The 24,073-nt window shown below is 70.1% G+C and carries 22 protein-coding genes; 7 read left to right on the top strand and 15 right to left on the bottom strand.

Features of this window, described 5'->3' with window-relative positions:
• Window position 1 precedes the first annotated feature (1 nt).
• The 6 genes from ABXJ56_RS10900 to purE form a co-directional block, all read right to left on the bottom strand.
• Window positions 2-757: an ABC transporter ATP-binding protein gene (locus ABXJ56_RS10900; RefSeq protein WP_353999687.1), complete on the bottom strand. Its 756-nt coding sequence runs from the start codon at window positions 755-757 to the stop codon at window positions 2-4.
• Entirely contained in the window at window positions 757-1,617 is an 861-nt protein-coding gene (locus ABXJ56_RS10895; protein ID WP_353999686.1) for an ABC transporter permease, read from the bottom strand. The genes ABXJ56_RS10900 and ABXJ56_RS10895 overlap by 1 nt, the downstream gene beginning before the upstream one ends.
• An 89-nt stretch (window positions 1,618-1,706) precedes the next feature.
• Window positions 1,707-4,157, bottom strand: a complete 2,451-nt coding sequence (locus tag ABXJ56_RS10890; RefSeq protein WP_353999685.1) for a hypothetical protein — start codon at window positions 4,155-4,157, stop codon at window positions 1,707-1,709.
• Between the two features lie 93 nt (window positions 4,158-4,250).
• Complete coding sequence (locus ABXJ56_RS10885) at window positions 4,251-5,375, bottom strand: glycosyltransferase (protein ID WP_353999684.1); 1,125 nt, start codon at window positions 5,373-5,375, stop codon at window positions 4,251-4,253.
• A gap of 3 nt (window positions 5,376-5,378) precedes the next feature.
• Window positions 5,379-6,821 carry an LCP family protein gene (locus ABXJ56_RS10880; RefSeq protein WP_435404977.1) on the bottom strand — a complete coding sequence of 481 codons (1,443 nt, stop codon included), beginning with the start codon at window positions 6,819-6,821 and terminating at the stop codon, window positions 5,379-5,381.
• Window positions 6,818-7,285, bottom strand: a complete 468-nt coding sequence (gene purE / locus ABXJ56_RS10875; protein ID WP_354000007.1) for a 5-(carboxyamino)imidazole ribonucleotide mutase — start codon at window positions 7,283-7,285, stop codon at window positions 6,818-6,820. Before purE ends, ABXJ56_RS10880 begins: the two co-directional genes overlap by 4 nt.
• Before the next feature lie 184 nt (window positions 7,286-7,469).
• Here purE and ABXJ56_RS10870 point away from each other — a divergent pair, with 184 nt between their 5' ends.
• Complete coding sequence (locus ABXJ56_RS10870; RefSeq protein ID WP_353999683.1) at window positions 7,470-8,315, top strand: nitroreductase family protein; 846 nt, start codon at window positions 7,470-7,472, stop codon at window positions 8,313-8,315.
• 39 nt (window positions 8,316-8,354) lie between these two features.
• Here ABXJ56_RS10870 and ABXJ56_RS10865 read toward each other — a convergent pair whose 3' ends face one another.
• The 3 genes from ABXJ56_RS10865 to ABXJ56_RS10855 form a co-directional block, all read right to left on the bottom strand.
• A complete protein-coding gene (locus tag ABXJ56_RS10865; protein WP_353999682.1) occupies window positions 8,355-9,494 on the bottom strand; it encodes a 5-(carboxyamino)imidazole ribonucleotide synthase in 1,140 nt (379 codons plus the stop codon).
• 85 nt (window positions 9,495-9,579) lie between these two features.
• Window positions 9,580-10,149, bottom strand: a complete 570-nt coding sequence (locus ABXJ56_RS10860) for a PH domain-containing protein (RefSeq protein WP_353999681.1) — start codon at window positions 10,147-10,149, stop codon at window positions 9,580-9,582.
• 103 nt (window positions 10,150-10,252) lie between these two features.
• Window positions 10,253-11,050, bottom strand: coding sequence for a biotin--[acetyl-CoA-carboxylase] ligase (locus ABXJ56_RS10855; RefSeq protein ID WP_353999680.1), 798 nt, complete (start codon window positions 11,048-11,050; stop codon window positions 10,253-10,255).
• Between the two features lie 122 nt (window positions 11,051-11,172).
• On the opposite strand from ABXJ56_RS10855, the gene ABXJ56_RS10850 reads away from it, so the two are divergent.
• Both ABXJ56_RS10850 and ABXJ56_RS10845 read left to right on the top strand, forming a co-directional pair.
• Window positions 11,173-12,762 (top strand): acyl-CoA carboxylase subunit beta, encoded by a 1,590-nt coding sequence (locus ABXJ56_RS10850; protein ID WP_353999679.1) that lies wholly within the window; start codon window positions 11,173-11,175, stop codon window positions 12,760-12,762.
• A complete protein-coding gene (locus ABXJ56_RS10845) occupies window positions 12,759-12,968 on the top strand; it encodes an acyl-CoA carboxylase subunit epsilon (RefSeq protein WP_353999678.1) in 210 nt (69 codons plus the stop codon). Before ABXJ56_RS10850 ends, ABXJ56_RS10845 begins: the two co-directional genes overlap by 4 nt.
• A 749-nt stretch (window positions 12,969-13,717) precedes the next feature.
• On the opposite strand, the gene ABXJ56_RS10840 is transcribed toward ABXJ56_RS10845, so the two are convergent.
• Genes ABXJ56_RS10840 through ABXJ56_RS10825 form a run of 4 tightly spaced genes read right to left on the bottom strand, consistent with a single transcriptional unit; the run spans window position 13,718 to window position 18,079 of the window.
• Window positions 13,718-14,782 (bottom strand): hypothetical protein, encoded by a 1,065-nt coding sequence (locus tag ABXJ56_RS10840; RefSeq protein WP_353999677.1) that lies wholly within the window; start codon window positions 14,780-14,782, stop codon window positions 13,718-13,720.
• Window positions 14,779-16,032 carry an ATP-binding protein gene (locus ABXJ56_RS10835; protein WP_353999676.1) on the bottom strand — a complete coding sequence of 418 codons (1,254 nt, stop codon included), beginning with the start codon at window positions 16,030-16,032 and terminating at the stop codon, window positions 14,779-14,781. Before ABXJ56_RS10835 ends, ABXJ56_RS10840 begins: the two co-directional genes overlap by 4 nt.
• A complete protein-coding gene (locus ABXJ56_RS10830) occupies window positions 16,016-16,705 on the bottom strand; it encodes a response regulator transcription factor (RefSeq protein ID WP_353999675.1) in 690 nt (229 codons plus the stop codon). Before ABXJ56_RS10830 ends, ABXJ56_RS10835 begins: the two co-directional genes overlap by 17 nt.
• A gap of 9 nt (window positions 16,706-16,714) precedes the next feature.
• The gene (locus ABXJ56_RS10825; protein WP_353999674.1) at window positions 16,715-18,079 is read right to left on the bottom strand and encodes a class I SAM-dependent RNA methyltransferase; all 1,365 of its coding nucleotides are present in this window, start codon (window positions 18,077-18,079) and stop codon (window positions 16,715-16,717) included.
• A gap of 54 nt (window positions 18,080-18,133) precedes the next feature.
• Between ABXJ56_RS10825 and ABXJ56_RS10820 the strand changes: the two genes are divergently transcribed.
• The 3 genes from ABXJ56_RS10820 (at window position 18,134) to ABXJ56_RS10810 (ending at window position 21,673) form a co-directional block, all read left to right on the top strand.
• Window positions 18,134-18,808 carry a Maf family protein gene (locus ABXJ56_RS10820; protein ID WP_353999673.1) on the top strand — a complete coding sequence of 225 codons (675 nt, stop codon included), beginning with the start codon at window positions 18,134-18,136 and terminating at the stop codon, window positions 18,806-18,808.
• A 125-nt stretch (window positions 18,809-18,933) separates the two neighbouring features.
• On the top strand, window positions 18,934-20,700 hold the full coding sequence (locus ABXJ56_RS10815; protein WP_353999672.1) for an acetyl/propionyl/methylcrotonyl-CoA carboxylase subunit alpha: 1,767 nt from the start codon (window positions 18,934-18,936) through the stop codon (window positions 20,698-20,700).
• A gap of 229 nt (window positions 20,701-20,929) precedes the next feature.
• Entirely contained in the window at window positions 20,930-21,673 is a 744-nt protein-coding gene (locus ABXJ56_RS10810) for a hypothetical protein (protein WP_353999671.1), read from the top strand.
• A 17-nt stretch (window positions 21,674-21,690) separates the two neighbouring features.
• On the opposite strand, the gene ABXJ56_RS10805 is transcribed toward ABXJ56_RS10810, so the two are convergent.
• Window positions 21,691-21,927: a hypothetical protein gene (locus tag ABXJ56_RS10805; RefSeq protein WP_353999670.1), complete on the bottom strand. Its 237-nt coding sequence runs from the start codon at window positions 21,925-21,927 to the stop codon at window positions 21,691-21,693.
• Window positions 21,928-22,160: 233 nt separating this feature from the next.
• Between ABXJ56_RS10805 and ABXJ56_RS10800 the strand changes: the two genes are divergently transcribed.
• Complete coding sequence (locus ABXJ56_RS10800; RefSeq protein ID WP_353999669.1) at window positions 22,161-22,910, top strand: hypothetical protein; 750 nt, start codon at window positions 22,161-22,163, stop codon at window positions 22,908-22,910.
• On the opposite strand, the gene ABXJ56_RS10795 is transcribed toward ABXJ56_RS10800, so the two are convergent.
• The gene (locus tag ABXJ56_RS10795; RefSeq protein WP_353999668.1) at window positions 22,907-24,019 is read right to left on the bottom strand and encodes an alpha/beta hydrolase; all 1,113 of its coding nucleotides are present in this window, start codon (window positions 24,017-24,019) and stop codon (window positions 22,907-22,909) included. The genes ABXJ56_RS10800 and ABXJ56_RS10795 overlap by 4 nt on opposite strands.
• Window positions 24,020-24,073 lie beyond the last annotated feature (54 nt).

Here is a 24,073-nt window from a genome sequence, read left to right as displayed (position 1 = left end):
GCTACTTCCCCTGCAGAATCGCCACCGCTTCGTCCACGGGGCCGTCGAAGACCTTCTTGCCCTTGGCGACGACGATGCCTCGCTCGCAGAGTTCCTTGACCATGTTCATGTCGTGGCTGACGACCAGCATCGTCACGCCCGTAGACGTCAGCTCCTTGATCTTCTCCGCACACTTCGCCCGGAAAGGCGCGTCACCGACGGAGAGAACCTCGTCGACGAGGAGAACATCGAGTTCGACGTGGATCGCGACGGAGAACGCCAGGCGCATGAACATCCCGGAGGAGTAGTGCTTGACCTCTTGATCGATGAACTCTCCGATTTCACTGAACGCCACGATGTCGTCGAAACGGGCGTCGATCTCCTCGCGCTTCATACCCAGAATCGCCGCATTGAGGTACACGTTCTCGCGACCCGACAGGTCCGGGTGGAAACCGGCGCCGACCTCGATCAGGCCCGCAACGCGGCCCCGCGTGAAGACGCGACCCGCGTCAGGCTCCAGGACGCCGGAAACGAGTTTGAGTGTCGTGGACTTGCCCGAGCCGTTGAGACCCAGAACCGCGACGGCCTCCCCCTGTCCCACCTGGAAGCTCAGGTCGTCGAGCGCACGGAAGGAATCGGCGCGGACCTTCTTCTTGCGGACCCATCCGATGAACGCCTCCTTGAAGGAGTGCGAGTTCCGCTTGAGGAAGACCTTGGAGACGTGGTCGACGATGATCGAGGGTGGAGTCGCCGTCTCGGCGATGATCGGTGCAGACATCAGAGATCCTGTGCGAAGGTGCGCTCGAAGCGACGGAAGACGGCTTGCCCCACGACCAATGAAAGTGCACAAAGGGCGAGGGCGATTCCAATGTAGGCACCGAAATGCGGCGGGAGTCCGTGGCTAGCTGTCACGGTTCCCTCCCAGAAGGCGAAGTGGAAGAGTTCGACGGCGATCGTCAGGGGGTTTGCCATGTATATGGCGAATGCCCAGGCGGGCATCGCGGCCTGGACGAGGACCCACATGTAGAGCACGGGCGACGTCCACGTGGAGAACATTCGAATGATCTCCACGACGTTCTGTGCATCCCTGAAACGGACGTTGATCCCACTGAAGAACAGACCGAGGCCCAGCGCGAAGGTGACGACGATGACGATGCCGAGCAACGCGGCCCCGACCGCGAGGAGCGACGGCGTCCACCCGAGCAGAATGCACACGAGCAGCAGGATCGCGAGCTGCGGCAGAAAATGGACGAAGGCCACGATAATCGCGGCGATCGGGAACAATTCTCGAGGCAGATAGATCTTCCGCACGAGGGAACCGTTGTCCACGATCGAGTTCGTCGCGTTACCGAACCCCTCGTTGAAGAGGTTGATAGCGACGACGCCAGCGAACAGATAGATAGCGAAGTTCTGCACATCGTCATGGATCCGCAGGATGACGCCCATCACGAAGTAGTAGATGACGAACTGGGCGGCCGGCTTGACATAGGACCATGTCCAACCGAGGACGGAGTTGCGATAGCGCGTTGCTGTGCCTTTGCGAACCAGGAGCCGCAACAGGTATCGCCATCGGAATACGTCCAGGATGCCCAAACCGCGCCCGGGCACGTCGTATTGACTGAGATCGATTGTCGTCAAGGGCGTTTCAGCCTTCGTTCGGCGGGTAGGCCCGAGATCCAGGGCCGTCTTATCCTAATCCGCTGCCGACTGACTCGTTGCTGAGTGCGTCACGCCCAAGGTGATCCGATCGGGAGGCGTGCCATCATGGCTGCGCTCACCGACAGCACGGGTGGCCGGCTGCCCCCTCCGAGGGCGGGGAGAGCCGATGGGGACGTCACGTGCCGGAACACCCCGTTGTCCGCGACGTACACCGCGGATTGTCCGATCGGCTGCACGAACACCCGGTTCATAGTGGCCGCGGATGACACACCGAGCAGGTCGCACGTCGCACTGTCGAGGGTGGCCGGCGCAAAACCGCCGGCCGCAGCCGAGTCGATTCGATAGAGCGTGCCCCGTGAGGCGAACACCGGTTGCCCCCCGCATGTTGCAAAGAGGGAAAGGTTCCCCTCGGTGCGCAACCTGCCGAAGGAGGCGTCATCGATCACACGCAGATCCGAGCGAGTGAAACCCCACTCCTCACCGAGCTCCCAGCTCGAGAGGTACAGGGCCCGGCCGTCCGCCGTCGATAGGTAGGTGCGAGGCGACGACGAGGATCGCACCATCTGCGCAGCGTCGACCCCCGCCACCGGAGGCGTGGGTGTGGGTGTGGGTGTGGGTGTGGGTGTGGGAGCGGGCGCGGCCCGGAGAGGCTCGCCCTTCGGCAGACGATCCATCACGCCGGCGGAAAGCCGCAGAACGGCCGGACGCGACCCTCCGCCGAGCTCGGTCAAGAGTGAGCCGGACGTGACATGACGGTACTGACCGCGCTCGAGGATGTACACAGGATTCTGGCCGACGCCCTGTACGAAGACCTTGGAGCGAGGCTCGCCGGAGTCGAACGTCAAGGTGGCACAGGTGGCCGCGTCCAGCTCCATCATCGATGTGCCTTCAAAGGCGGTGGCAGCGAAAGGAGTGATCGTGCCGCCGGCGGCAAACCCAGTCCGATCTCCGCAGCGAACCGCCAAGGAGATGTTTCCGCCGTCGCGGTATCCCGAAAGAGCCTCAGGCGGTACCGTTCTCGACGTCGTGGACGGTAGACCCAGCTCAGCAGCGAGACCCCAATACGGGAGGTATCGCAGCACACCATCGGCTCCGGGGAGCAAGACTCGCGTCGAGGTCGTCGTGCGGACGAACTCCCCGGGTGCGAATCTCGTCGTTGAGCTCACCGTGTAACGCCGGGCCACGGTCGTGTCCATGACCGCCGCGTAGGGGCTGACCCCCTTGTTCAGCGTCGTGGCGGTCGCGGCGTCGTACACGGGAACGAGCGACTGACCCTCGATCAGGTGCACGGCGCCTCCCGCCTCTTGCCGGGCGTACCACGTCATGCGCTCGCCGACCGGGATCCGGTTGTAGTCCTCAGTCGTCAGGATCACCTCGGACGAGTTGCACGCCCCGCCCCATGCCGCAACAAGGGTGCATGATCCGAACCAGTGGCTCTGACCGCCTTGAAGCATCGCCACCTGACCTGTCGAGGCGTTCCTGATCACAGCGCCGGCTTTTCCGCGGTGGGTCCATTGACGGAGACGTTCCGAACTCACATCGACCGGCTGCCCGAACACCCGGGAGTATTCCGCAAGCAGAGACGGGCCGATTCCGTAGCGGTTGGCACCGGAGATGACGAAGACATTGCCCGCTTGGGAGACCAAACCCGACGTGATGGCTTGAGTCGACCCGAACCAGTCGGTGAAAAAGTTGTAGAAGTTGCGGTTGCCGTAGGCGGAGCATCCGTCCCCTGTGCCGTAGCCCGCGCGGAGCGCTGCGGCGTTCGGCTGATACGGGGTGTAGTAGTAGAGGTTCGCGGTGGCCTGGTTCTGGATGTAGACCGGCGAAGAGCCGCAGGACGCGTTCGGGTTGTACCGCACGTTCCAGGTCTTCCCCGGGGCGTACCAGGTGAAGTACTGGCTGGTGCCGGCGGGGTTCGCATAGCGCTTGAACTGCCACGCCGCGCCGTAGACCTGGTTGAAGAAGCCGTAGTACCGGGTGTCGCACGCGGCGGTGTCGGGGCATCCCTGCCCCATGGCGATGGTGTAGCGCCACTCGCTAGGCCACGTGTGACGCACGAGACCCTGCTCTTTCTCGAGGGTCGCGAGGATCACCTGCGGGTTGATGCCGCACGCCTGGGCGACCTTGTAGATGATGCGGGATGCCCGCTCGCGGACACCGCCGGAGTACGCACCGCACATCGCGTCTGCGGTGGTCGTCCGAGACGTGTCGTACCAGTCCTTGAGGCAGGTGTACCCGGACTGGCAGTTCGGAACGCGGGCCTCGAGGAAGGCCTGGATCTGCGCCTCGGTCATCGTGCCGCGATCGAAGAACGTCGCGTCCGAGATGATGTTGCCCGGCTGGAACTTCGTCAGATCAGCGGTGGGCACGTGCGCGGACTTGGCGTATGTGACGGGCGCGGCGACCGCCGTCGGAACCGCCACGAGCGGTCCGGCGATGAGCGCTATCCCGGCGACGACCGCCGTGATCCACCGGGTGATTGCGCTGCGTCGTGCGGGGAGTCGGGCGCCAGGCATGTGAACAGTGTGGCGGATGTGACGGATGAGTACAACAATCGCCGAAATCGCGTGCATTCGACACGCGGAAGTCAGCGTTCTCGAGGATGCCGTTCAGAGTTCGGCGTGCAGGTGCCAGACCTTGTCGGCTGCTTCGCCCCACGAGAAGGCGCGGCCGCGGTCGTCGGCCATCACGGCCAGCCGCTCGGCCGCCTGCGTCGACCCCAGCGCCCGCGCAAGGGCGTCGCCGAAGGCGTCACCGGCGGCCTCGGCATCCGCCACGTCGACGAGCTCTCCCCCGTCGGCGATGACATCGCGGTGGACGGCGGTCTCGGCGGCGATGACAGGGACCCCGAGGGCCAGTGCATCGACGACACGCCACGGGAACGCCGTGCGCGTGGCCGGCGCCAGGAAGGTGAGCGCCGCGCCGTAGACGGCGGCGCGGTCGGCGATCTCGAGCGCGCCGCGCACGTGAACGCGACGCTCCGGGATTCCCGCGGCTTCGGCGATCTCGGCGACGGCGGGCTCCTGACCCTCGGGCACGTCGACGACCACGACGGGATGATCGACACCGGATGCCGCGATTCCGGCGAACCCGGCCGCCAGACCTGATGACGCGTGGGTGTCGCCACTCAGCAGCACGAACCCTTCGGGGAGATCCATCTCCCGTCGCCGACCTACCTCGTCGGTGGGGACGGCGAACCCGGCGGGTGCGGCACCAGAGATGACCCGCACGCGATCTCCGAGCTTGGCGAGCGACCGCAGACGCTCCGCCATGGAGTGGGTCGGAGCGACCACGGCATCGGCGTGCTTGGCGGCGCGCTTCAGCATCGCCTTCTGCCAGCCGACCGCGAGGCGAGAGAGCTCGTCGGGCGTCTCCCAGGCCCGGAGGTCCCACACCGTGACGACCGTCTGGTCACCGTCGTGCGTGCGGTCGTGCTTCACGAGCGGCGCGAAGAGCGTCGGCGCGTGGATCATGCCGCCGCCGATCCCGTTCGGCGCACCCAGCTGCAGGGCAGTCGCGAGCTCGCGGCGGGGCAGTCCCACGCGCCGCACGTCGGCGAGGCCGGCGACGACCGTGGAGTCGGCATCCGTTCCCCCGGGCACGATGCCCTCGACGACGCAGCCGCTCGGCGCACCGTCGACGAGCGCCCGGGTGAGCTCACGCGAGGCCTCGGCGAGCACCGGGGAGGTGGGCGCGACGACCTGGTCGAGCATGACGCGGAGGGTGGCCACCATGGCTCAGCCCTCCGGCGTGGGGGTCGGCGTCGGCGGGTACAGCGCCTGCTGGATCAGCTCGCGGATGTACGGGTAGTCCGGGTTGTACTCGTCGATGCCGCCCTCGGGGGTCAGCTCGATCGTCGTGACCGGCAGCTCGCGCGCCTTCAGAGCCAGCTCCGACAGGGTCGGTAGCAACTCGTCCGGGATGTCGGTCTCGACTAGATCCGCTCCGGCGACGGCGAGCTGCTGGAAGTTCGTCAGCACCGTCTGCGGAGTGAACTGCGCGAGGATCGCCTGCTGCAGGATGCGCTGTCGCTCCATGCGGTCGAAGTCGCTCGTGGTGTAGCGCGAGCGGGCGTACCACTGCGCGGTGTCGCCGTCCATGCGCTGCAGGCCCGGCTCGATCCAGCCGATCGCCCATTCGTCCACGGGCTGGCCGTCGTACGCCGGGCCGCCGCCCTTCGGCAGGCGATCGGCGACCTCGATCTCGACACCGCCGAGGGCATCGACGAGCGACGCGAACCCGTGCATGTCGACGAAGACGTAGTACGGGATCTCGATGCCGAGGATGCCCTCCGCGGCATCCTTCGTCGCCTCGATGCCCGGCGCCGAGCCGTTGGCGGCGGCATCCGGATACAGGAGCGAACCGTCCTGGCAGACCTCGACCTCGGTGCGCAGCTGGTTCACGCCACTCCCCCACCCGCAGGTGGGATTCGCGAAGCCCTCATGCCCGTCGGGGTATTTGTCCTGCATCGGTCCCGGGGCGAAGGGGAAGTTGGGCATGTCCCGCGGGATGCCGGTGATCGTCGTCGCTCCGGTCTCGGCGTTGACCGACACGACCGAGATGCTGTCGAAGCGCATGGAGTCGCGGCCCTCGCCGGAATCCGCACCGAGGAGAAGGATGTTGTAGTACCCGTTCGAGGGCGGAACGACCGGTCCGCTCTGCCCGAAGATGTCGCCGAGCGTCGTGCGCGTGGTCCCGGCGAGCGTCGCCCCGTAGGCGGCGGTGCCGCCCGAGACGACGAGGAGGACGATCGCGAGCGCGGCGATCCCGACCCGCGCGAGGGGCGCGGTCTTCACCAGGCGGACGAGCCGCAGCGTGTCGACGGTGAGGATCGCCCAGAGGACCGCGTAGCCGGCCAGGAGCACCTGCGCGGCGAGGAGGAAGAGGGCGTTCGTCCCGAGGACGAACAGGACGCCCGGCCAGAGCACCGCGGTGACGACCGCGGCGATCAGCAGCAGCCACATCGCGATCGTCGCGCCGAGGCCGATGCGGGCGAGACGGCGACCGCCGGCGACGGCCTGCGCGGAGCCGGGGAGCAGGAAGTTGAGCCCCACGAGCCACCAGCCGCGGCGCGACATGAGCGCGCGCGAACGGGTGTCGGGGAAGCGCATCGGGCGCTCCTGGATCAGGCGAGTGCGGGAGGCGCCGGCGCGCGGGCGCGTGATGTCGGCGACGCTCACAGGGACTCCTTGAGCCGCCGGTTTTTCTCCTCGACCTGCGCTTCCAGCGATCGGGCGTAGTCCTCGAGCGCGTCGGCGACGACGGGATCGACCGCGCCGAGCACGCGTGCGGCCAAGAGTCCGGCGTTCTTGGCGCCGTTGATCGACACCGTGGCCACGGGAATCCCGGCGGGCATCTGCACGATACTGAGGAGGGAGTCGAGGCCGTCCAGCGTCGCCAGCTGGACCGGGACGCCGATGACGGGGACGGCCGTGACCGAGGCGAGCATGCCCGGGAGGTGCGCCGCACCGCCGGCGCCGGCGATGATCGCCTTCAGCCCGCGGGCCCGCGCCGAACGTCCGTACGACATGAGCTTGTCGGGGGTGCGGTGCGCCGAGACCACCTCGACCTCGTGGCGGATGCCGAGATCACTGAGGATCTGCGAGGCATCGCTCATCACACGCCAGTCGGAGTCGGATCCCATGACGACGCCGACCAACGGCTCGTCGGAAGAGTGCAGCGGCCGGGTCACCCGACAAGGCTAGGGCGAGAGGCTGGACAATCCCCGCAACGGCGCGGAAGACCGGTGAACCCGGGGAAGAATCGAACGCGCGGCGGCGTTCGCCCCTCGAGTGCCCCCGTACCACCCCCCGATTCCAGGAGCGACCGTGAGCCCGGCCACCACCGACACCTCCACCGACGTCAATGCCCTGTTGCGCGCCCGCTACGGCGCCGCGGCCCCCGAGCTGACCGAGCCCGCCTTGCGGGATTCGGCGATGCTCGCACAGCTGCTGCAGCACCGCTCGGTGCGCCGATTCACGACCGAGCCGGTGAGCGCCGAGACGGTCACGGCCCTCGTCGCCGCCGCACAGTCGGCCGCGACGTCGTCGAACAACCAGGTGTGGAGCGTCGTGGAGGTCCGCGACGAGACGGCCCGGACCCGGCTGGTGCACGAGGCGGGCGGATCGTCCTTCGTCGCCGACGCTCCCGTCATCCTCCTGTTCGTCGCGGACTGGGCGCGGGCTGCGGCGATCGCGGACCACCACGGCGAGCCGGCGGAGGCCGCCGACTACCTCGAGTCGACGCTCGTCGGATTCGTGGACGCCGCCCTCGCCGCCCAGAACGCCGTCGTCGCCGCCGAAGCGCTCGGGCTCGGCACCTGCTACCTCGGGTCGCTGCGCAACCATCCCGAGGTGACCGCCGAGATCGCCGGGCTGCCTCCGCGCGCCGTCGTCGCGTTCGGCGTCGCGATCGGGCACCCCGACCCGACCGACCGCGCCGGCGTCAAACCGCGCCTCGCCCCGCATGTCGTGCACGGCGCGGAGACCTACCGACCGGTGGAGTCGACGGATGTCGAGGCCTACGAGCGCGAACTCGCGGCGTACAACGCCACCCAGGGTCGGGCATCCGGCTGGGTGCGCGCGGTCGTCGGTCGTGTCAGTCGCGTCGCGGGCCTGCACGGCCGCGAACCGATGCGCGCGTGGCTCGAGGCCCGGGGGCTCCCCTCCCGCTGAGCGGATCTTCCGGCATCCTCCGTCCGGCGCGGGTCGGACTCAGTCGTCGAGGAAGTGGGATGCCGCCGCTCGCGCCTGGTAGGCCACATCGTCGAGGTCGGCGCCGATCGCGGTGACGTGGCCGACTTTGCGACCGGGGCGCGGGTCCTTGCCGTAGGTGTGGATCTTCGCGGTCGGGTGCTCCCGCATCGCCGCGGGGAAGCGATCGACGAGGCCGCCCTCGAGCGGGCCGCCGAGGATGTTCACCATCACCGACCACGGGGCGATCGGATCGGTCGCGCCGAGCGGCAGGTCGAGGACCGCCCGCAGGTGCTGTTCGAACTGCCCGGTCACGGCGCCGTCCTGCGACCAGTGGCCGCTGTTGTGCGGGCGCATGGCGAGTTCGTTGACGAGGATGCGCTCGTCCGTGGTCTCGAACAGCTCGACCGCGAGCATGCCGGTGACGCCCAGCCCCTCGGCGATGTCGACGCCGACCCGGGCGGCGACCTCCGACATCCGCTCTCCGGCGTGGGGGGCGGGAGCGAGCACCTCCGCGCACACGCCGCCGCGCTGGATCGTCTCGACGACCGGGTACACCGCGACCTCGCCGGACGGGCGCCGCGCCACCTGCTGGGCGAGCTCCCGTGAGAAATCGACGAGCTCCTCGACGAGGAGATCGCCGCCGCGGGCATCCTCGGCGAGCGCCGTGAACCAGTCGTCGGCCTCGGTGGCGGCGGACACGACCCGGACGCCCTTGCCGTCGTACCCGCCGCGGGGGGTCTTCACGACCGCGCGCCCGCCGTGCGCGTCGAGGAAGTCCTGGAGGCCGACGCGGTCGGAGACCGCGGCCCAGTCCGGCTGCGGCATCCCGAGCTCGGCGAGCCGCGCGCGCATGTGCAGCTTGTCCTGCGCGAACCGCAGCGCGTCGGGCCCGGGGTGCACGGCGACACCGTCCTCGACGAGGGCGGTGAGGACGTCCTGCGGGACGTGTTCGTGGTCGAAGGTGAGCACGTCGACGTCGCGCGCGAAGGCGCGGACGGTCTCGACGTCGCGATAGTCGCCGACCGCGGTCGCGGCGAGGGCCGCCGACATCCCCTCGGTCTCGGCGAGGACGCGGATCTGCACGCCCAGCTCGACCGCCGGCGCGATCATCATCCGCGCCAGCTGTCCGCCACCGACGACTCCCACACGCAGAACCATGCTCGACCTCCTCGATGCTCGGCGCGCCGGAAGGCCGCCCGTGTCCGGGCTCCATCTTTCCGCACCGCCGGCGCCGATTCGACCGTCAGCGGCGCGGGAGGGGCGGAGGGGGCCCCGGGGGAAGGGGCTGCGCATCACGGTGAGCCAGGATCTGGTTCACCTCGACCTGATCGACCAGCACCTCGTGGACGAGGACGGCACTGGGGACGTTCACGAGCCGGAGAGGCGCATCCACGCCGTTCGAGAGCGTGAGGGTCCCCGCTCCCCAGATCCGCTGCAGGATGCCGCGCCGCATCGCGATCGTGTACCCGCGGACGTGGCTGAGCTCCCGGCGGCGACTCACGAACACGCCCGTGCGCTCGATGACGCGGCGGGTGGTGATCGTGTAGACGTGCGTCCACCACGCGAGGAAAGGCAGGAGCGCGAAGAGGAAGATGAGCGTGCTGGCCGCGGCGACCAGCATCCAATTCTCGAAGCCCGCCGGGAGGTTGTCGAAGTAGTACCCGGTCGCACCGGCGACGGCGACCACGACGAGTGCCGACCAGACCAGCCTGCGCGCGTGCGGCCGGAAACGTGCGACCCGCAGCTCCGGCGTGGGCGCACCCGGGGCCGGCATGAGGGGCCTGCCCCCGTAGCTCACCGTCGGCTGCGTCATGCCTCCCATTGTGGGGGACGGCGGCGGGCGCGCCGTGGCGCCTCGCGGGGGTCGCGACGGTCAGGCGGAGAGTCGGGCGGCGGCCAGGCCCCGCCCGACGGGGTCAGCGGACGTGGACGACGTCGCCTGCCGAGACCGCGGTGGCCGACCCGTCGTCGCGCTGGACGAGGAGGCGCCCGTCCGCGTCGAGCCGGGTGGCGACGCCCTCGAGGGCGGACCCGTCGGGAAGGGCCACCCGCACGCGGCTCCCGACCGTGGTGCAGAGCTCCTCGATCTTCGCGTGCAGGCTCGCGCCGGCCGCGCTCCCGCCCGCCTTCGTCAGCGCCTGCACCTGCTCGTCGAGATCGCGGAGGAAGTCGGCGAGGAGTCGGTCGTCGTCGCACTCGAGGCCGAGCGCCTCGAAGGAGGTCGCCGTCGACACCGGAAGGTCGACGGCCGCCATGCGGGTGTTCACTCCGGCGCCCACCACGACGGCATCCGGATCCGTGTGAGCGACCTCGGCGAGGATGCCGCAGATCTTGCCGCCGTCCACCTGCACGTCGTTCGGCCATTTCAGTCCGACGGTGTGCGCGTCGGACGGCATCTGCGCGGCGACGGCGCGCGTCATCGCGGCTCCGGCGAGGAGGGGGATCCAGCCGCGTGCGGCCACCGGGAGATCCCGCACCCGCAGCACCACCGAGACGGCGAGGGCGGTCTCGGGCGGTGCCGTCCACGAGCGGTCCATGCGTCCACGACCGTGACGCTGGTCGGTCGTCAGCAGCACCGAGAGGTGGGGCCACGCAGCCGACTCCTCCTTCAGGTGATGCAGGACATCGGCGTTCGTGGAGTCGGTCTTCTCCACGATCTGGACGCGCGGGCTGACAGCGGCGGTGAGCGGGTACCCCTCGGCGGGAATCGGCATGCCGCCACCCTATGCGCTCGCTGTCCGCGGCGGACCGATCGTTCGCGCGGGTGGAGGAATCCCCTCGTCCTTTGTACGAACCCTCCAAGCTCCGCAGGCATCCCGCCGATAGGGTGGATGCCGTGACCGACCAGCCCGATCTCCATACGACCGCCGGCAAGATCGCCGACCTTCGCGCGCGCTACCAGGAAGCGGTCGTCGACGCCGAGCAGACGGCCCAGGACAAGCAGCACGCCAAGGGCAAGATGACGGCCCGCGAGCGCATCGCACTCCTGGTCGATCCGGGCAGCTTCGTCGAGCTCGACGAGTACGTCCGCCACCGGACCACCGCCTTCGGCATGGAGCGCTCGCGCCCCTACGGCGACTCCGTCGTCACCGGCACCGCGACCATCCACGGCCGGAACGTCGCCGTCTACGCGCAGGACTTCTCGACCTTCGGCGGATCGCTCGGCGAGGTGGCCGGCGACAAGATCATCAAGGTGATGGAGCTCGCGCTCCGCAGCGGCATTCCGATCGTGGGCATGCTGGATTCGGGCGGTGCCCGCATCCAGGAGGGCGTCGTCGCACTCGGCAAGTACGGCGAGATCTTCCGCCTCAACACCGCGGCATCCGGTGTCATCCCGCAGATCTCGATCATCATGGGGCCTGCCGCGGGCGGCGCGGTGTACTCCCCCGCGCTGACGGACTTCGTGGTGATGGTCGACAAGACCAGCCAGATGTTCGTCACCGGCCCCGACGTCATCAAGACCGTCACCGGCGAAGACGTCGGCATGGAGGAGCTGGGCGGTGCGCACACGCACAACACCCGCTCCGGCGTCGCGCACTACCTCGCCGAGGACGAGGACGACGCACTGGACTACGTCCGCACCCTCCTCGGGTTCCTGCCCGACAACAACATGTCCGACATCCCGCTGTACGAGCACGAGTTCGAGTTCGAGACGACGGATGCCGACCGCGCGCTGAACACGATCATCCCCGACTCCCCCAACCAGCCGTACGACATCCACGAGGTCATCCGCGGCATCGTCGACAACGAGGACTTCCTCGAGGTGCAGCCGCTGTTCGCCCCGAACATCGTCATCGGCTTCGGGCGGGTCGAGGGCCGCTCGGTCGGCATCATCGCCAACCAGCCGTCGCAGATGGCCGGGACGCTCAACATCGAAGCCGGCGAGAAGGCGAGCCGCTTCGTCCGGTTCTGCGACGCGTTCTCGATCCCGATCGTGACCCTCGTCGACGTCCCCGGATACCTTCCGGGAACCGACCAGGAGTGGACCGGCGTCATCCGCCGCGGCGCGAAGCTGCTCTACGCCTACGCCGAGGCCACTGTCCCGCTGGTCACCGTCATCCTCCGGAAGGCCTACGGCGGCGCCTACATCGTCATGGGCTCCAAGCAGCTCGGCGCCGACGTGAACCTCGCCTGGCCGACCGCCGAGATCGCCGTGATGGGCGGGCAGGGCGCGGTCAACATCCTCTACCGCGGTGAGATCAAGAAGGCGGAGGAGGCCGGCGAGGATGTCGCCGCCGTCCGCACCCGCCTCGCCAACGAGTACACCTACAACGTCGCCTCGCCGTTCCTCGCCGCCGAGCGCGGCGAGCTGGACGGTATCATCGAGCCCGCGCAGACCCGCGTCTCGATCGCGAAGGCGCTGCGTGCCCTCCGCGGCAAGCGCGCGAGCCTGCCGCCGAAGAAGCACGGCAACATCCCGCTATGACCGACGAGATCCCCCGCGAGGACATCACGATCGACGTGCGGCGCGGCAACCCCACCGAGGAAGAGCTCGCCGCCCTCATCGCCGTGGTCAGCGAGGCGTACGCCACTGAGGCGGCGACCGCCGTCGTCGAGGAGGAACCCTGCCGCTCGGCGTGGGCGGTGTCGCAGCGTGGGCTGCGCACGCCCCTGCCCCGCGTCGGCTGGTGACCGATCGGGGCCCCTCGGCGCGCCGGGTTTTGTCCCCCGAAATACCTACAGACACGGTGTCCGGAAGCGACGGATACTGAAGGAGCTGGAACGCTTCTGCGTTCGGTCGGCCCGCTTTCGCCTCGCGAATGCCCAGGGTTCGGCCATGCGGTCTGTTTTCGGGTAACGGATCGCGTGAGGCGAGGGGCGTGCGGATCCGCCGCCCCTCGCCTCCTCTCACTCTCTCCGCCCCGGCACTCTCCTCCCCCGCCGGGGTGGGGAGGATGGGATCTTTCGCGTCGGTGGGCGCCTGCGGCCGTGCGATCGCACGCAACTCCTCACAGATGGGCCGAAGCGGCGCCGGTGAGCGCGCACACGGCCCGTCGGCCCCGAAACTGAGGAGTTCGGCCCGGCGCCGCGCGCGGCTTCGGCCGAGACGCGGGGCAGGCCGGCCGATTGCCTGCGGTGGCGCCGCTGCCGCGCGAGCGTACTCAACTCCTCAGATTCGGGCCGAAACAGCGCCGGCGAGCGCGCACACGCGCCTGTCGGCCCGGGATTGAGGAGTTACGCACGGCATGGCGCCCAGCTCCGGCCGAGACGCGGGGCAGGCCGGCCCGTTGCCCTGGGGTGGGGCGACGGCCCCGGCGGGCGTACATAACTCCTCAGGCACGGGCCGAGACGGCGCCGGTGAGCGCGCACACGGGGCTGTCGGCCCCGGGATTGAGGAGTTCGGCTCGGTATCGGCCTCAGCCCCGAAGTCCCGGTGCGGGTCAGCCCGCGTCGACGCGGGCGCGTCCGGGGAGCGGGATCTCGCGCCAGAGGTCGACCGCGTCCTCGTCGGACGGGCCGGATGCCCGGCCGTCCACCGGCACCGAGCGACCGACGACGGTGACGGCGACCGTCTCGTGCGGCGACGTGCGGATGTACAGCCGATCCGAGCCCGCCGACCGCAGCGTCTCGGCCAGCTGCGCACGGATGGCGGCCAGCTCGTGCTCCTCGAGCCCGTCCAGACCACCCTCGTCGAGGACGGTGACGGTCGCGCCCCGACGGCGCGCCCGCTCGAGCTCCGCACGGACGTCATCGTCGAGCAGACGTGGACCGCGCAGCTCGTCGCGCAGACGCCCTTCCGCCAGCCGCGCCTCGAGGCGCTCCTCCTCGGTGAGCGCGCCACCGGACGCGACGGTGCGCGTCAGCACAGGTCCGGCGACCTGCAGGGCCCGCTGCACCTGGACGCGGCGCTCGCGCTGCCGCACCAGCTGCGAGGCCTGCCAGCCGGATGCCGCACGCTGCAGCTGCGCGAGACGGTCGGTGTCACGGGCGGCCTTGTCCATCGACAGCACCAGCAGCTGCGCGGCGAGCACCCAGACCACCGAGCCGACGAGCCCCTGCGCCAGCGCGTTCGCGGGCCCCATCCACGTCATGGACCCGGCCGCGAGCATGCCGATGCCGATCCACGCCGCCCAGGGCCGGCGTCGCGCCATCACCACGGTCATCAGCGCGCCGATGCCGCCGAGGTACCACGTCCCGTAGGACTGCAGCCGACTCTCCTCGCCGACGGCGATCGCGATCGCCGTCGGGACGATCGCGGCTGCGGCGAGGGCGAGCCCCTGCGCCAGGCCGGGAAGCTTGCCGGAGCCGCGCTCGGAACCGCCGGGCGCGGCATCCGTCTTCGGCCACCAGAAGATGCACAGCCACGTCGTCGCCAGATACAGTGCCAGTGCGGCCACGACGAGGAACGGGTAGTCGACGGGGCCGCGCCACCACAGGCCCGTGGCGGCGAGGTAGGCGGTCATCGCGAGCGCGAGCGCCAGCAGGACGGAGCGCACCTGGATCATGCGGCGCCCTCCTGCCACGTCAGGCGCACCAGGGTTCCCCAGTCGCCGGTGTCGATGTCGGCGCTGCCGCCGACGGCCGCGACGCGCGCGATGATCGAGGCGCGGATGCCGAGCCGGTCCGCGGGGACGGCGGCGAAGTCGAAGCCCTCGCCCGCGTCGCGGACCTCGATCCGGATGCCGTCGTCGTCGGCCGCGAGCTCGGCGACCAGTCCCTCGCCGCCGGCGTGCTGCAGCGCGTTCGCCACGGCCTGCGCGGCGGCCAACGCCAGCGCCCGGGCCACCCGGCCCGGCACCGGGCGCGCCGACACCGTCACACGCCGGTTCACGCTGAGCGTCTCACCGAGTTCCGCCGCAGCCGCCTCGATGTCGTCGGCGATCGTCTCGGCATCCCGCGGCTCGTCGCTGCCCTCGTGGGCGTCCTGCTCGGTGTTCGCCAGTCGGGTGAGGGCTTCCCGGGCCATGGCCGCGGCGAGGATTCCCTCGCGCGGCGTCACTGCACGCTCGGCCGCGATGAGCGCGGCGAGCACGCTGTCGTGCATGAGGGCGGCCACGGCCATCCGTTCCTGTTCGGAGGCGTCGGATGCCGCGGCCTTGGCGTAGGACGACACCGCTTTCGTGCGGGTGTCGTCGACGTTGGCGGCGATCTTGCGGAAGAGCCATCCGAGCGCGAGGATCACGCCTCCGAGGATCACGCCGAAGGCGGCATCGAGACCGACGGCGAACCAGAAGTCCGGCGCGAAGCTCCCCTGCACGAGGCGCCCGTAGCCGTACAGGATCGGCGCGAACAGGGTCACGCCGACCTGGAGCGCGAAGGGGAAGGCCAGCACCGCGGCCAGGGTCGCGATGTTGACGAGGTACCAGATCCACGGCTGATCCCGGGTTCCGGTCGGAAGGCCGACGGTCGCCAGGGGCCAGAAGGCGAGCCCGACCAGGTAGACGATCGCGAATGTGCCGGCGGCGGCGCGGACCCCCTTGCCCCACAGGCACGCGACGATCATGAGCGCGAGGGTGCCGAAGATGACGATCTTGTACGGCAGGTCCCAGGCCGGGAGGGTCACGGGCGGGCCCAGCGCGCTGACGAGCGCCTGAGCGCCGAGGATCATCGACCCGAGGCCCGCGACGAGAGCCATGATCCGCTCGACCCGGGTGCGGGTGAACGAGCCGATGCCGGAGGTCGATTCCCGCGAGGAGGGGATCTGCCCCCACGCGCTGTCCAGAACGGACGACGACGCCTCAGCGCTCACCGTCACCCCCCGCGGCCACGCTCTCGGCCTCGACGCCGCTGGGCGAGACGATGCCGTCCTCCATCGCACGGCGGAGCAGGTCGACCTTGGTGGGCGCGGGACGCCCGACGTCGACGTACTTCACGCGGATGCGGGTGATGTTCTCCTTGGCGGTCGAATACGCCACGCCGAGGCGCTCGGCGACGACCTTGAGCGGCAGTCCCGCGGCGTAGAGGCGGAGGACGTCGCGCTCGCGGGCCGACAGCTGCGCGTCGGCGAAGTCGCGGTCGCCCTCGACGGCGCTCGCCCACTCGACGTTGTTCAGCTGCTCCCCACGCGAGACGGTGTGGATGGCGCAGATGACGTCGTCGATGCGCGAGGACTTGCTCACCACTCCCGCGGCTCCGGCAGCGAGCGCTTCGCGGACCGCGGCGGGACGGTCGGCGACGCTGTGGATGATGACGCTCGAGCCGTCGCGGACGAGGCGCGAGACGTTCTCGGTCACCGTCGTGCCGTCGCCGAGCGTGAGGTCGAGCACGACGACATCCGCGGGCGGGGAAGAGCTGAAGGCGCGCCAATCGAGGTAGGACGTCACGGTGCTGCCCGAGAACACGACCTGCTGGTCATCGGCGCGCGCACACGCCCCCTGCAGGCCCAGCCGCACCGATTCGTGGTCGTCGATCAGGGCCACGCGCGTCATGCGGCCACTCTATCCGCGCGCGTCCCCTCGGGAGAGCGTCGCGACCGCTTCGAGGTGGTGCGAATTCGGGAAGAGGTCGATGGGAGTCAGCGACGTCGCCTCGTACCCGGCATCCCGGAACGCCCCGAGATCGCGCGCGAGCGCGACCGGGTCGCAGGCGACGTAGACGACCGTGCGGGGCGCGAGCGCGGCGATGTCGGCGACCACGTCCGTTCCCGCGCCCGCGCGCGGCGGATCCAGGAGCACGACGCCGCGCTGGAGCCGCTCCCGCTCGGCCGGCGACGCCTCGGCCCGAAGGCGTCGGATCCACCGGTCGACGCGGTCGGTCTCGGCGCGGGCCCCGATCCATTCGACGAGGTTCTCGCCGGCGTGCTCGGTGGCCCGGGCGTCCGACTCCACGCTCGTCACTCGCGTGGCGGGGCCGCCGATCTCGGCGAGCGCGGCGGCGAAGAGGCCGACGCCGCCGTAGAGGTCGAGGTGCCACGCATCGGGGTCGACGCCGGGTGCGCCGTCCGGTGCGGTGAGGGCGGTCGTGACCGCACGCGTCAGGGTCGACGCGGCGTGACGGTGGACCTGCCAGAAGCCCCCGGCGTCGACGCGGAACTCGCGCTCGCCCACGCGCTCGCGGATCGTCTCGTTCTCGGGTGCGCCACGGCGAGGCGCCTCGGGCGCCGACCCCGACGGACGCCGGCTGCGCCCGCGGCCGCGCGGAGAGGTCTGCTCGGGGCGGTGGAGGATGCGCACCCGCCCGTCGGCGGGCTGCACGAGATCGATGCGCCCTGCGGCGCCGCCGCGAAGGGCCAGGGCCGCGCGCTCGATCGCCGCGGTGGCCAGCGGCAGCTCCGCGACCTCGATGACGCGGTGCGACCGCGCGGCGTACGGGCCGACGCGGCCGGCGTCATCGACGTGCAGCGACACCCGTGTGCGCCAACGGATGCCGTCGGCATCGGCATCCGCATCGTCACCGCCCTCCCCGAGAATCTCCGCCACCGTCCGTACCGGCTCCGCGGCGAGGGATGCCGCATCGAGCCGGCCGATCCGCTCGAGCGCGTCCACGAGCACCCGATGCTTGAGCTCCCGCTGGTGCACGGAGATGATGTGGCCGAAGTCGGCGCCGCCCGGGCGATTCTCCGGCGCCACATCGACATCGGCCTGCGCCCACACGTGAGGGCGGCGTTCGGGGACGGCCTCCAGGACCTCGAGCACCTCGCCGCGCCAGAACGACGACTTGCGCGTGTCGGTCAGTCGCACCCGCACCCGCTCGCCGGGCAGCGTGTCGGGGACGAAGACGACGCGTCCCTCGTGCCGCGCGACGAAGACGCCGCCGTGGGCGACGCCGGAGACGTCGAGGTCGAGAAGATCACCGGGTTGCATCCTCTGATGGTTCCACACGCGATCGCCCCCACGGGCGCCGCCTACCCTGGGGGCATGCGCGTGTGCCTCGCCTCCACCTCCCCCGCCCGGCTGATGCTGCTGCAGCAGTTCGGCATCCGTCCGCTGACCGTCGCCCCCGACGTCGACGAGGATGCCGTGGTCGCCGCCGTCGCCGCGGGCGAGGGCCGGGATCTCGCGCCGGACGAGCACGTCCTGCTGCTCGCGCGCCGGAAGGCCGCCGACGTCGCCGCGCGACTCGCCGACGACCTCCCCGACTTCGACGGGATCGTCATCGGCGGCGACTCGATGTTCGAGATCGACGGCGCCGTCCTCGGCAAGCCGTACACGCCCGAGAACGCCACGGCCCGCTGGCATGCGATGCGCGGCCGCACCGGGGTGCTGCACTCCGGGCACGCGGTGGTGCGGGTGTCGCCGGGCACGCCGTCGCGCGAGGTCCACGCCGTGGCCGAGGCATCCGTCACCTTCGCCGACGACATCACGGATGCCGAGATCGACGCCTACGTCGCCACCGGCGAGCCGCTCCACGTCGCCGGCGCGTTCACCGTGGACAGCCTCGGCGGCGCCTTCATCACGCGCATCGAGGGCGACCCGACGACGGTCGTGGGGATGTCGGTGTCGACGCTCCGGGCGCTCATCCGAGAGGTGGGCGGCGACTGGACGGCGCTCTGGAACACCGTCGACCCGTCGCTCTCGGCGCCCGCCCCCTGACGCGATCTCCCCTGCCCGGTCGGGCACGGGCCACCCGGCGGGTTGTGGGAGAGTGACACGAATCGCCGCGGTTCTTGTACGAGTTGGTCAAAAGAGGGCCCCTCGGCCTCGGTAGGCTGACATCCATGCCTCAGATCGCCAAGGTCCTCGTCGCCAACCGCGGTGAGATCGCCGTCCGCGTCATCCGTGCCGCTCGGGATGCCGGCAAGGCCTCCGTCGCCGTGTACGCCGACCAGGACCGCGACGCCCTCCACGCCCGTCTCGCCGACGAGGCCTACGCGCTCGACGGCTCCACGAGCGCCGAGACCTACCTGTCGATCGAGAAGATCCTCTCCGTCGCGCGCCGCTCCGGCGCCGACGCCGTGCACCCCGGTTACGGCTTCCTCGCCGAGAACGCCGACTTCGCCCGCGCGGTGATCGATGCGGGCCTGATCTGGATCGGCCCGTCGCCCGAGGCCATCGAAGCGCTCGGCGACAAGGTGACCGCGCGTGCCGTCGCCGAGAAGGTCGGCGCCCCGCTCGCTCCGGGAACCCCCGGACCCGTCGCCGGGGCCGACGAAGTCATCGCCTTCGCCGAGCAGGTGGGTCTCCCCATCGCCATCAAGGCCGCGTACGGCGGCGGGGGGCGGGGCCTCAAGGTCGCCCGCGAGCTCGACGAGGTCGCCGAGCTGTTCGAATCCGCCACGCGCGAGGCGATCGCGGCGTTCGGCCGCGGCGAGTGCTTCGTCGAGAAGTACCTCGACAAGCCCCGTCACGTCGAGACCCAGTGCCTCGCGGATGCCGCCGGCAACGTCGTCGTCGTGTCCACGCGCGACTGCTCTCTGCAGCGACGTCACCAGAAGCTCGTCGAGGAGGCGCCCGCGCCGTTCCTCACCGACGAGCAGAACCGCATCCTCTACGACTCCTCCAAGGCGATCCTCCGCGAGGTCGGCTACCAGGGCGCGGGCACCTGCGAGTTCCTCATCGGCGCCGACGGCACCATCTCCTTCCTCGAGGTCAACACCCGCCTCCAGGTCGAGCACCCGGTCTCCGAAGAGGTCACCGGCCTCGACCTCGTCCGTGAGCAGTTCCGGCTCGCCGAGGGCGAGGAGCTCGGCTACGACGACCCCGCTCCCGTCGGCCACTCGATCGAGTTCCGCATCAACGGCGAGGATGCCGGTCGCGGCTTCCTCCCCCAGCCCGGCCCCATCCACGTCTTCAAGACGTTCGGCGGCCCCGGCATCCGACTCGACTCCGGCGTGACCGCGGGCGACAGCGTGTCGGGTGCCTTCGACTCGCTCCTGGCGAAGATCATCGTGACCGGTCGCGACCGCGACGAGGCGCTGGAGCGTGCGCGCCGGGCGCTCGACGAGTTCGAGGTCGCGGGCATGCCGACCGTGCTGCCCTTCCACCGCAAGGTCGTGCGGGATCCCGCCTTCACCGCCGAAGACGGCGCGTTCGGCGTGTACACGCGCTGGATCGAGACCGAGTTCGTCAACGACATCGCCCCGTGGGACGGCGAGCTCGAGTCGCCCGGCACCGAGGCTGCGCGCCACACCGTGGTCGTCGAGGTCGGCGGCAAGCGTCTGGAGGTCAGCCTCCCGGATCGCATCGCGGTCTCGCCGAGCACCGCGGGCCGTCCCGCAGCGGTGCCGCCCTCGCGCCGCTCGCACGCGAAGACCGTCATGGCGGGCGCGTCCGGCGACGCCGTGAAGGCGCCGATGCAGGCGACGATCGTCAAGGTCGCCGTCGAGGAGGGCCAGCAGGTCGTCAAGGGCGACCTCGTCGTCGTCCTCGAGGCGATGAAGATGGAGCAGCCCATCCAGGCGCACAAGGACGGTCAGATCGGGGCGATCAACGCCGACCCCGGCAGCACCGTCTCCGCCGGGCACCAGCTCCTCACCATCAGCTGAGGGTAGCTTCGACGGTATGCGTTTTCCTGGTCGCGGTCTCGCCGCTGTCCTCCTGACCACAGGCATCCTGGTCCTCGGCGGTTGCGTCGGCGTCGACGGGCAGCCTGCACCTGACCCCACGGAGGTGACGAGCTCACCGTCGCCGACGCCCTCGCCCAGCTCGGAATCATCTGCGCAAGCGTCTCCCGTCGAGTGTGACGACCTGATCCCGTCCGAACGCATCGCGTCTGTGCTCGGCAGCACCGAGCCCCTGATCCCGGAGGAAGAGTACCGGGGGGCGGCGCGCACCGTCGGGGGCATCAGCTGCACCTGGGCAAGCGGCGGCAACGTGGCGGTCATCTCCGTGCTCCCTCGAGCGACGATCACGGAGCCGACGGAGATGAACAACTCGACGGATTGCATCAACTCCCTCGGGCACTGCTTTGTCTCTCGACTCTCGGAAGCGAATGTTCTCTTCGTCGCGGGATGGGACGACCAGATCAATCGCACCATCGCGGACGAAGTCGAGGTACACGCTGCAACGCTCGAGCTCGTTGGCGGCGCCGCACGAACGGCAGTACCGGATTGCGAGGAGCTTGCGCCGGTTCTTGAGCCGGTCGCCGGCATCGGCGCTCTCAGCGGGCTCGGTACGGACAACGTGCCTTTGCGACCCGTATGGCACATCCTTGCCGACGCAGGAGCCGCGCACTTCTGCGTCTGGGGAGGGACCGCCTCGACCAACAGCCTCCTGCATGCCGTCTACATCTGGGCCTACCCCGGACTCTCCGAGCCCCGTGCCGCGGCCGGGGAGCGACGCGCCCTGAGCAATGGGGATGCGACGCTGAGAGAGATCAGCCAAAACAGTGATGACCTCCCGAACTTCGAGGTGACGGCCTGGGATGGTGTGAACACCGTGGTGGTCTCGGGCCGAGGAATGAGAGCCGACGCAGTGATCGAAACGTCCGAGCGCCTCCTCGAGGCACTCGCCGGCTGACGCCGCGCGCCGAGGCATCAACAGACCGACCGCGAACAAGACGAGAGGTACGTGGCGAAGAAGCTCACGCGCGCGTCGTCGATGGCTCTCTCGGGATTCTGCGCATCGGGGAGGATTGCGAAGCCGTGCGGCCTCCCGGCGGGCCAGTAGTCCTCGGCGATGTTGCCCACCTCCACGATCAGCCCAGGGAACGCGCGCCCAGAGTCGATGATCGATTCCGTGGGGCCGGTGGCCCAGCCGACCGTCGGACGCAACGGCAGATAGCGTCGAGGGTATGCATCTTCCCGGGCGCGGTCTCGGCGCTGCACTCCTGTCCATCGGCATCCTTGTCCTCGGCGGTTGCACGTCCGTCGAAGAGGATGCCGCACCGACTCCCTCGGCGACATCGACGCCGGCCCCCACACCGATTCCGACACAGACGGCTACGCCGGCCTCGCCCACGGAAGCATCGTCCGTGGCGTGCGACGACGTGATTGCCTCGGACTTGATGACCTCGTTTCTCGGGGGCACCGATGCGGACGGACCGACCGAGACGTACACCGGTGCCACGCGCACCCTGGGCGGTGTGGCCTGCACGTGGCAAACCGACGGGAACCTCTCCATCGTCTCCCTCGTCCCGCACGAGGCTGTCCCGGATCGGTTCACAACCGACACCGCGACCGAATGCGAAGGCGGCGGACGGTGCCACGTCACTCGGACTGTCGGCCCCGCCGTCCTGTTCGTCGAAGGGTGGGACGGGCAGACCAACCGGATGGTCGCCGATGCCGTGGCGGAGAACATCGACTCGATCGAACTGGCGAGCCGGCCGCTACCCTCAGCGACCGCGCCGACATGCGACTCCCTCGCACCGCTCATCGAGCCGACGGCAGGAGTCGGAACGCTCAGCGCACTCGGGACGGATGACATTCCGCAGGGCCCCATCTGGGACACCCTCGTCGCGGCCGGAGCCGCGACGTTCTGCGTCTGGGGCGGTACGGAGTCGACCGGCTCCCTCACGAACGCCGCCTGGGTGTGGGCCTACCCCGGGCTGATGGACCCGCGAGGCGTCGAGGGAGAGCGGCTCACCCTCGACGATCTCCAAGCCGTACGCCGTGATCGTCCTTCCGATCACGGCGCAGCGCGCATCGAGGTGACGGCGTCGGACGGCTCGAACACCGTCGTAGTGCTGGGGCAGGGGATGACCGTCGATGCGGTGTCGGCGACGGTCAAGGCCGTCCTCTCGGCGCTTCCCAGCTAGAGGTGAGCGGCGAGGAAGGCCTTCACCCGCGCGTAGGCGATGTCGCCCTCCGGGTTCTGCACGTCGGGAAAGAACGCGAATCCGTGCGGCATCCCGGCGGGCCAGTAGCCGTCGGCGATGCCGCCCGCCTCCTCGAGCAGCGTCGCGAACGCCCGGCCGGAATCGATGATCGGGTCGTGCGTACCCGTGGTCAGGAAGGTCGGCGGGTATCCGGTCAGATCGGCGTAGATCGGGCTCGCAAGCGGATCGGTCCATGACGTCGTCGGCAGGTAGGCGCCGCGGATGAAGCCGAAGAACGCACTGTCGTAGACGATCCCCCGCGGCGCGAGCGCCTGGAACGACGGCCACCGCTCCTGCGCGAAGTCGACGAAGGCGCCGAACATCACCACCGCCTGGGGCAGGGCGATCCCGCGGCTGCGCGCCGCGATCGGGAGAGCCGCGGCGAAGTTCGACCCGGCGCTGTCGCCCGCCACGGCGATCCGCCCGGGGTCTCCCCCGATGCGATGGGCGTCCGTGCGCAGCCACGCGTAGACGTCGACGACATCGTCGAGCGGCGTCGGGAACGGATACTCGGGTGCGAGGCGGTAATTCGCCGAGACCACGACGGCTCCGGCATCCGCCGCCAGACGCCGCGTGGTGTAGTCGGTGTCCTCCGCGGAGCCGACGGTGAACCCGCCGCCGTGGGCGTAGAGGATCACCGGCAGCGGACCGTCCGGCAGGGCGGAGGGCCGGTAGACAAGGCAGCGCGCCACGCCGTCCCGGACCGGAAGGTAGACGGTGGTCACGTCCACTCCCGGCACCGCGTCGGCGCCCGTGGGCGGCACGAGCGCAGGGTCGGGCTGGGCACGGTCCTGACCGATGTAGCCGGTGCGCACCGGGAGGATCATCATGTCGCGCAGCGCCACGGGCTGACGGTTGTTGGCGATGACGCGGTACGACGGCATCGCCGGGTCGTCCGGGTCGATGTAGCTCAGCCCGTCGATGGCCGCGACGACCGTGACGTCCTGCTGACCGTCGGGAACGGTCGTCAGCGTCGGATCGACGTGGGGAACGGATGCCGTGCCCCCGGAGGCTCCGGTGGGCGACGACGCGGCGGGATGGATCGGCACGAGCGAAGTCTAGGGACGGTGCCCCGCGCCGGAAAGGGGTGTCGCGGCGCCCGG

The sequence above is a fragment of the Microbacterium aurantiacum genome (genome assembly GCF_040532595.1).
GTDB classification, from domain to species: domain Bacteria; phylum Actinomycetota; class Actinomycetes; order Actinomycetales; family Microbacteriaceae; genus Microbacterium; species Microbacterium chocolatum_B.
The sequence above is the reverse complement of the archived record's forward strand: the minus strand, read 5'-3'. Positions and strand labels throughout refer to the sequence as shown.

What these genes read in the sequence shown, in the direction of transcription:
- ABXJ56_RS10855 (WP_353999680.1), bottom strand. Translation starts at nt 11,050, where the DNA reads ATGCCGATTCCCGCCGAGGGGTACCCGCTCACCGCCGCTGTCAGCCCG.
- ABXJ56_RS10890 (WP_353999685.1), bottom strand. Translation starts at nt 4,157, where the DNA reads ATGCCTGGCGCCCGACTCCCCGCACGACGCAGCGCAATCACCCGGTGG.
- ABXJ56_RS10820 (WP_353999673.1), top strand. Translation starts at nt 18,134, where the DNA reads ATGCGCGTGTGCCTCGCCTCCACCTCCCCCGCCCGGCTGATGCTGCTG.
- ABXJ56_RS10800 (WP_353999669.1), top strand. Translation starts at nt 22,161, where the DNA reads ATGACCTCGTTTCTCGGGGGCACCGATGCGGACGGACCGACCGAGACG.
- ABXJ56_RS10840 (WP_353999677.1), bottom strand. Translation starts at nt 14,782, where the DNA reads ATGATCCAGGTGCGCTCCGTCCTGCTGGCGCTCGCGCTCGCGATGACC.
- ABXJ56_RS10845 (WP_353999678.1), top strand. Translation starts at nt 12,759, where the DNA reads ATGACCGACGAGATCCCCCGCGAGGACATCACGATCGACGTGCGGCGC.
- ABXJ56_RS10900 (WP_353999687.1), bottom strand. Translation starts at nt 757, where the DNA reads ATGTCTGCACCGATCATCGCCGAGACGGCGACTCCACCCTCGATCATC.
- ABXJ56_RS10825 (WP_353999674.1), bottom strand. Translation starts at nt 18,079, where the DNA reads ATGCAACCCGGTGATCTTCTCGACCTCGACGTCTCCGGCGTCGCCCAC.
- ABXJ56_RS10860 (WP_353999681.1), bottom strand. Translation starts at nt 10,149, where the DNA reads ATGACGCAGCCGACGGTGAGCTACGGGGGCAGGCCCCTCATGCCGGCC.
- ABXJ56_RS10865 (WP_353999682.1), bottom strand. Translation starts at nt 9,494, where the DNA reads ATGGTTCTGCGTGTGGGAGTCGTCGGTGGCGGACAGCTGGCGCGGATG.
- ABXJ56_RS10815 (WP_353999672.1), top strand. Translation starts at nt 18,934, where the DNA reads ATGCCTCAGATCGCCAAGGTCCTCGTCGCCAACCGCGGTGAGATCGCC.
- ABXJ56_RS10885 (WP_353999684.1), bottom strand. Translation starts at nt 5,375, where the DNA reads ATGGTGGCCACCCTCCGCGTCATGCTCGACCAGGTCGTCGCGCCCACC.
- ABXJ56_RS10830 (WP_353999675.1), bottom strand. Translation starts at nt 16,705, where the DNA reads ATGACGCGCGTGGCCCTGATCGACGACCACGAATCGGTGCGGCTGGGC.
- purE (WP_354000007.1), bottom strand. Translation starts at nt 7,285, where the DNA reads ATGGGATCCGACTCCGACTGGCGTGTGATGAGCGATGCCTCGCAGATC.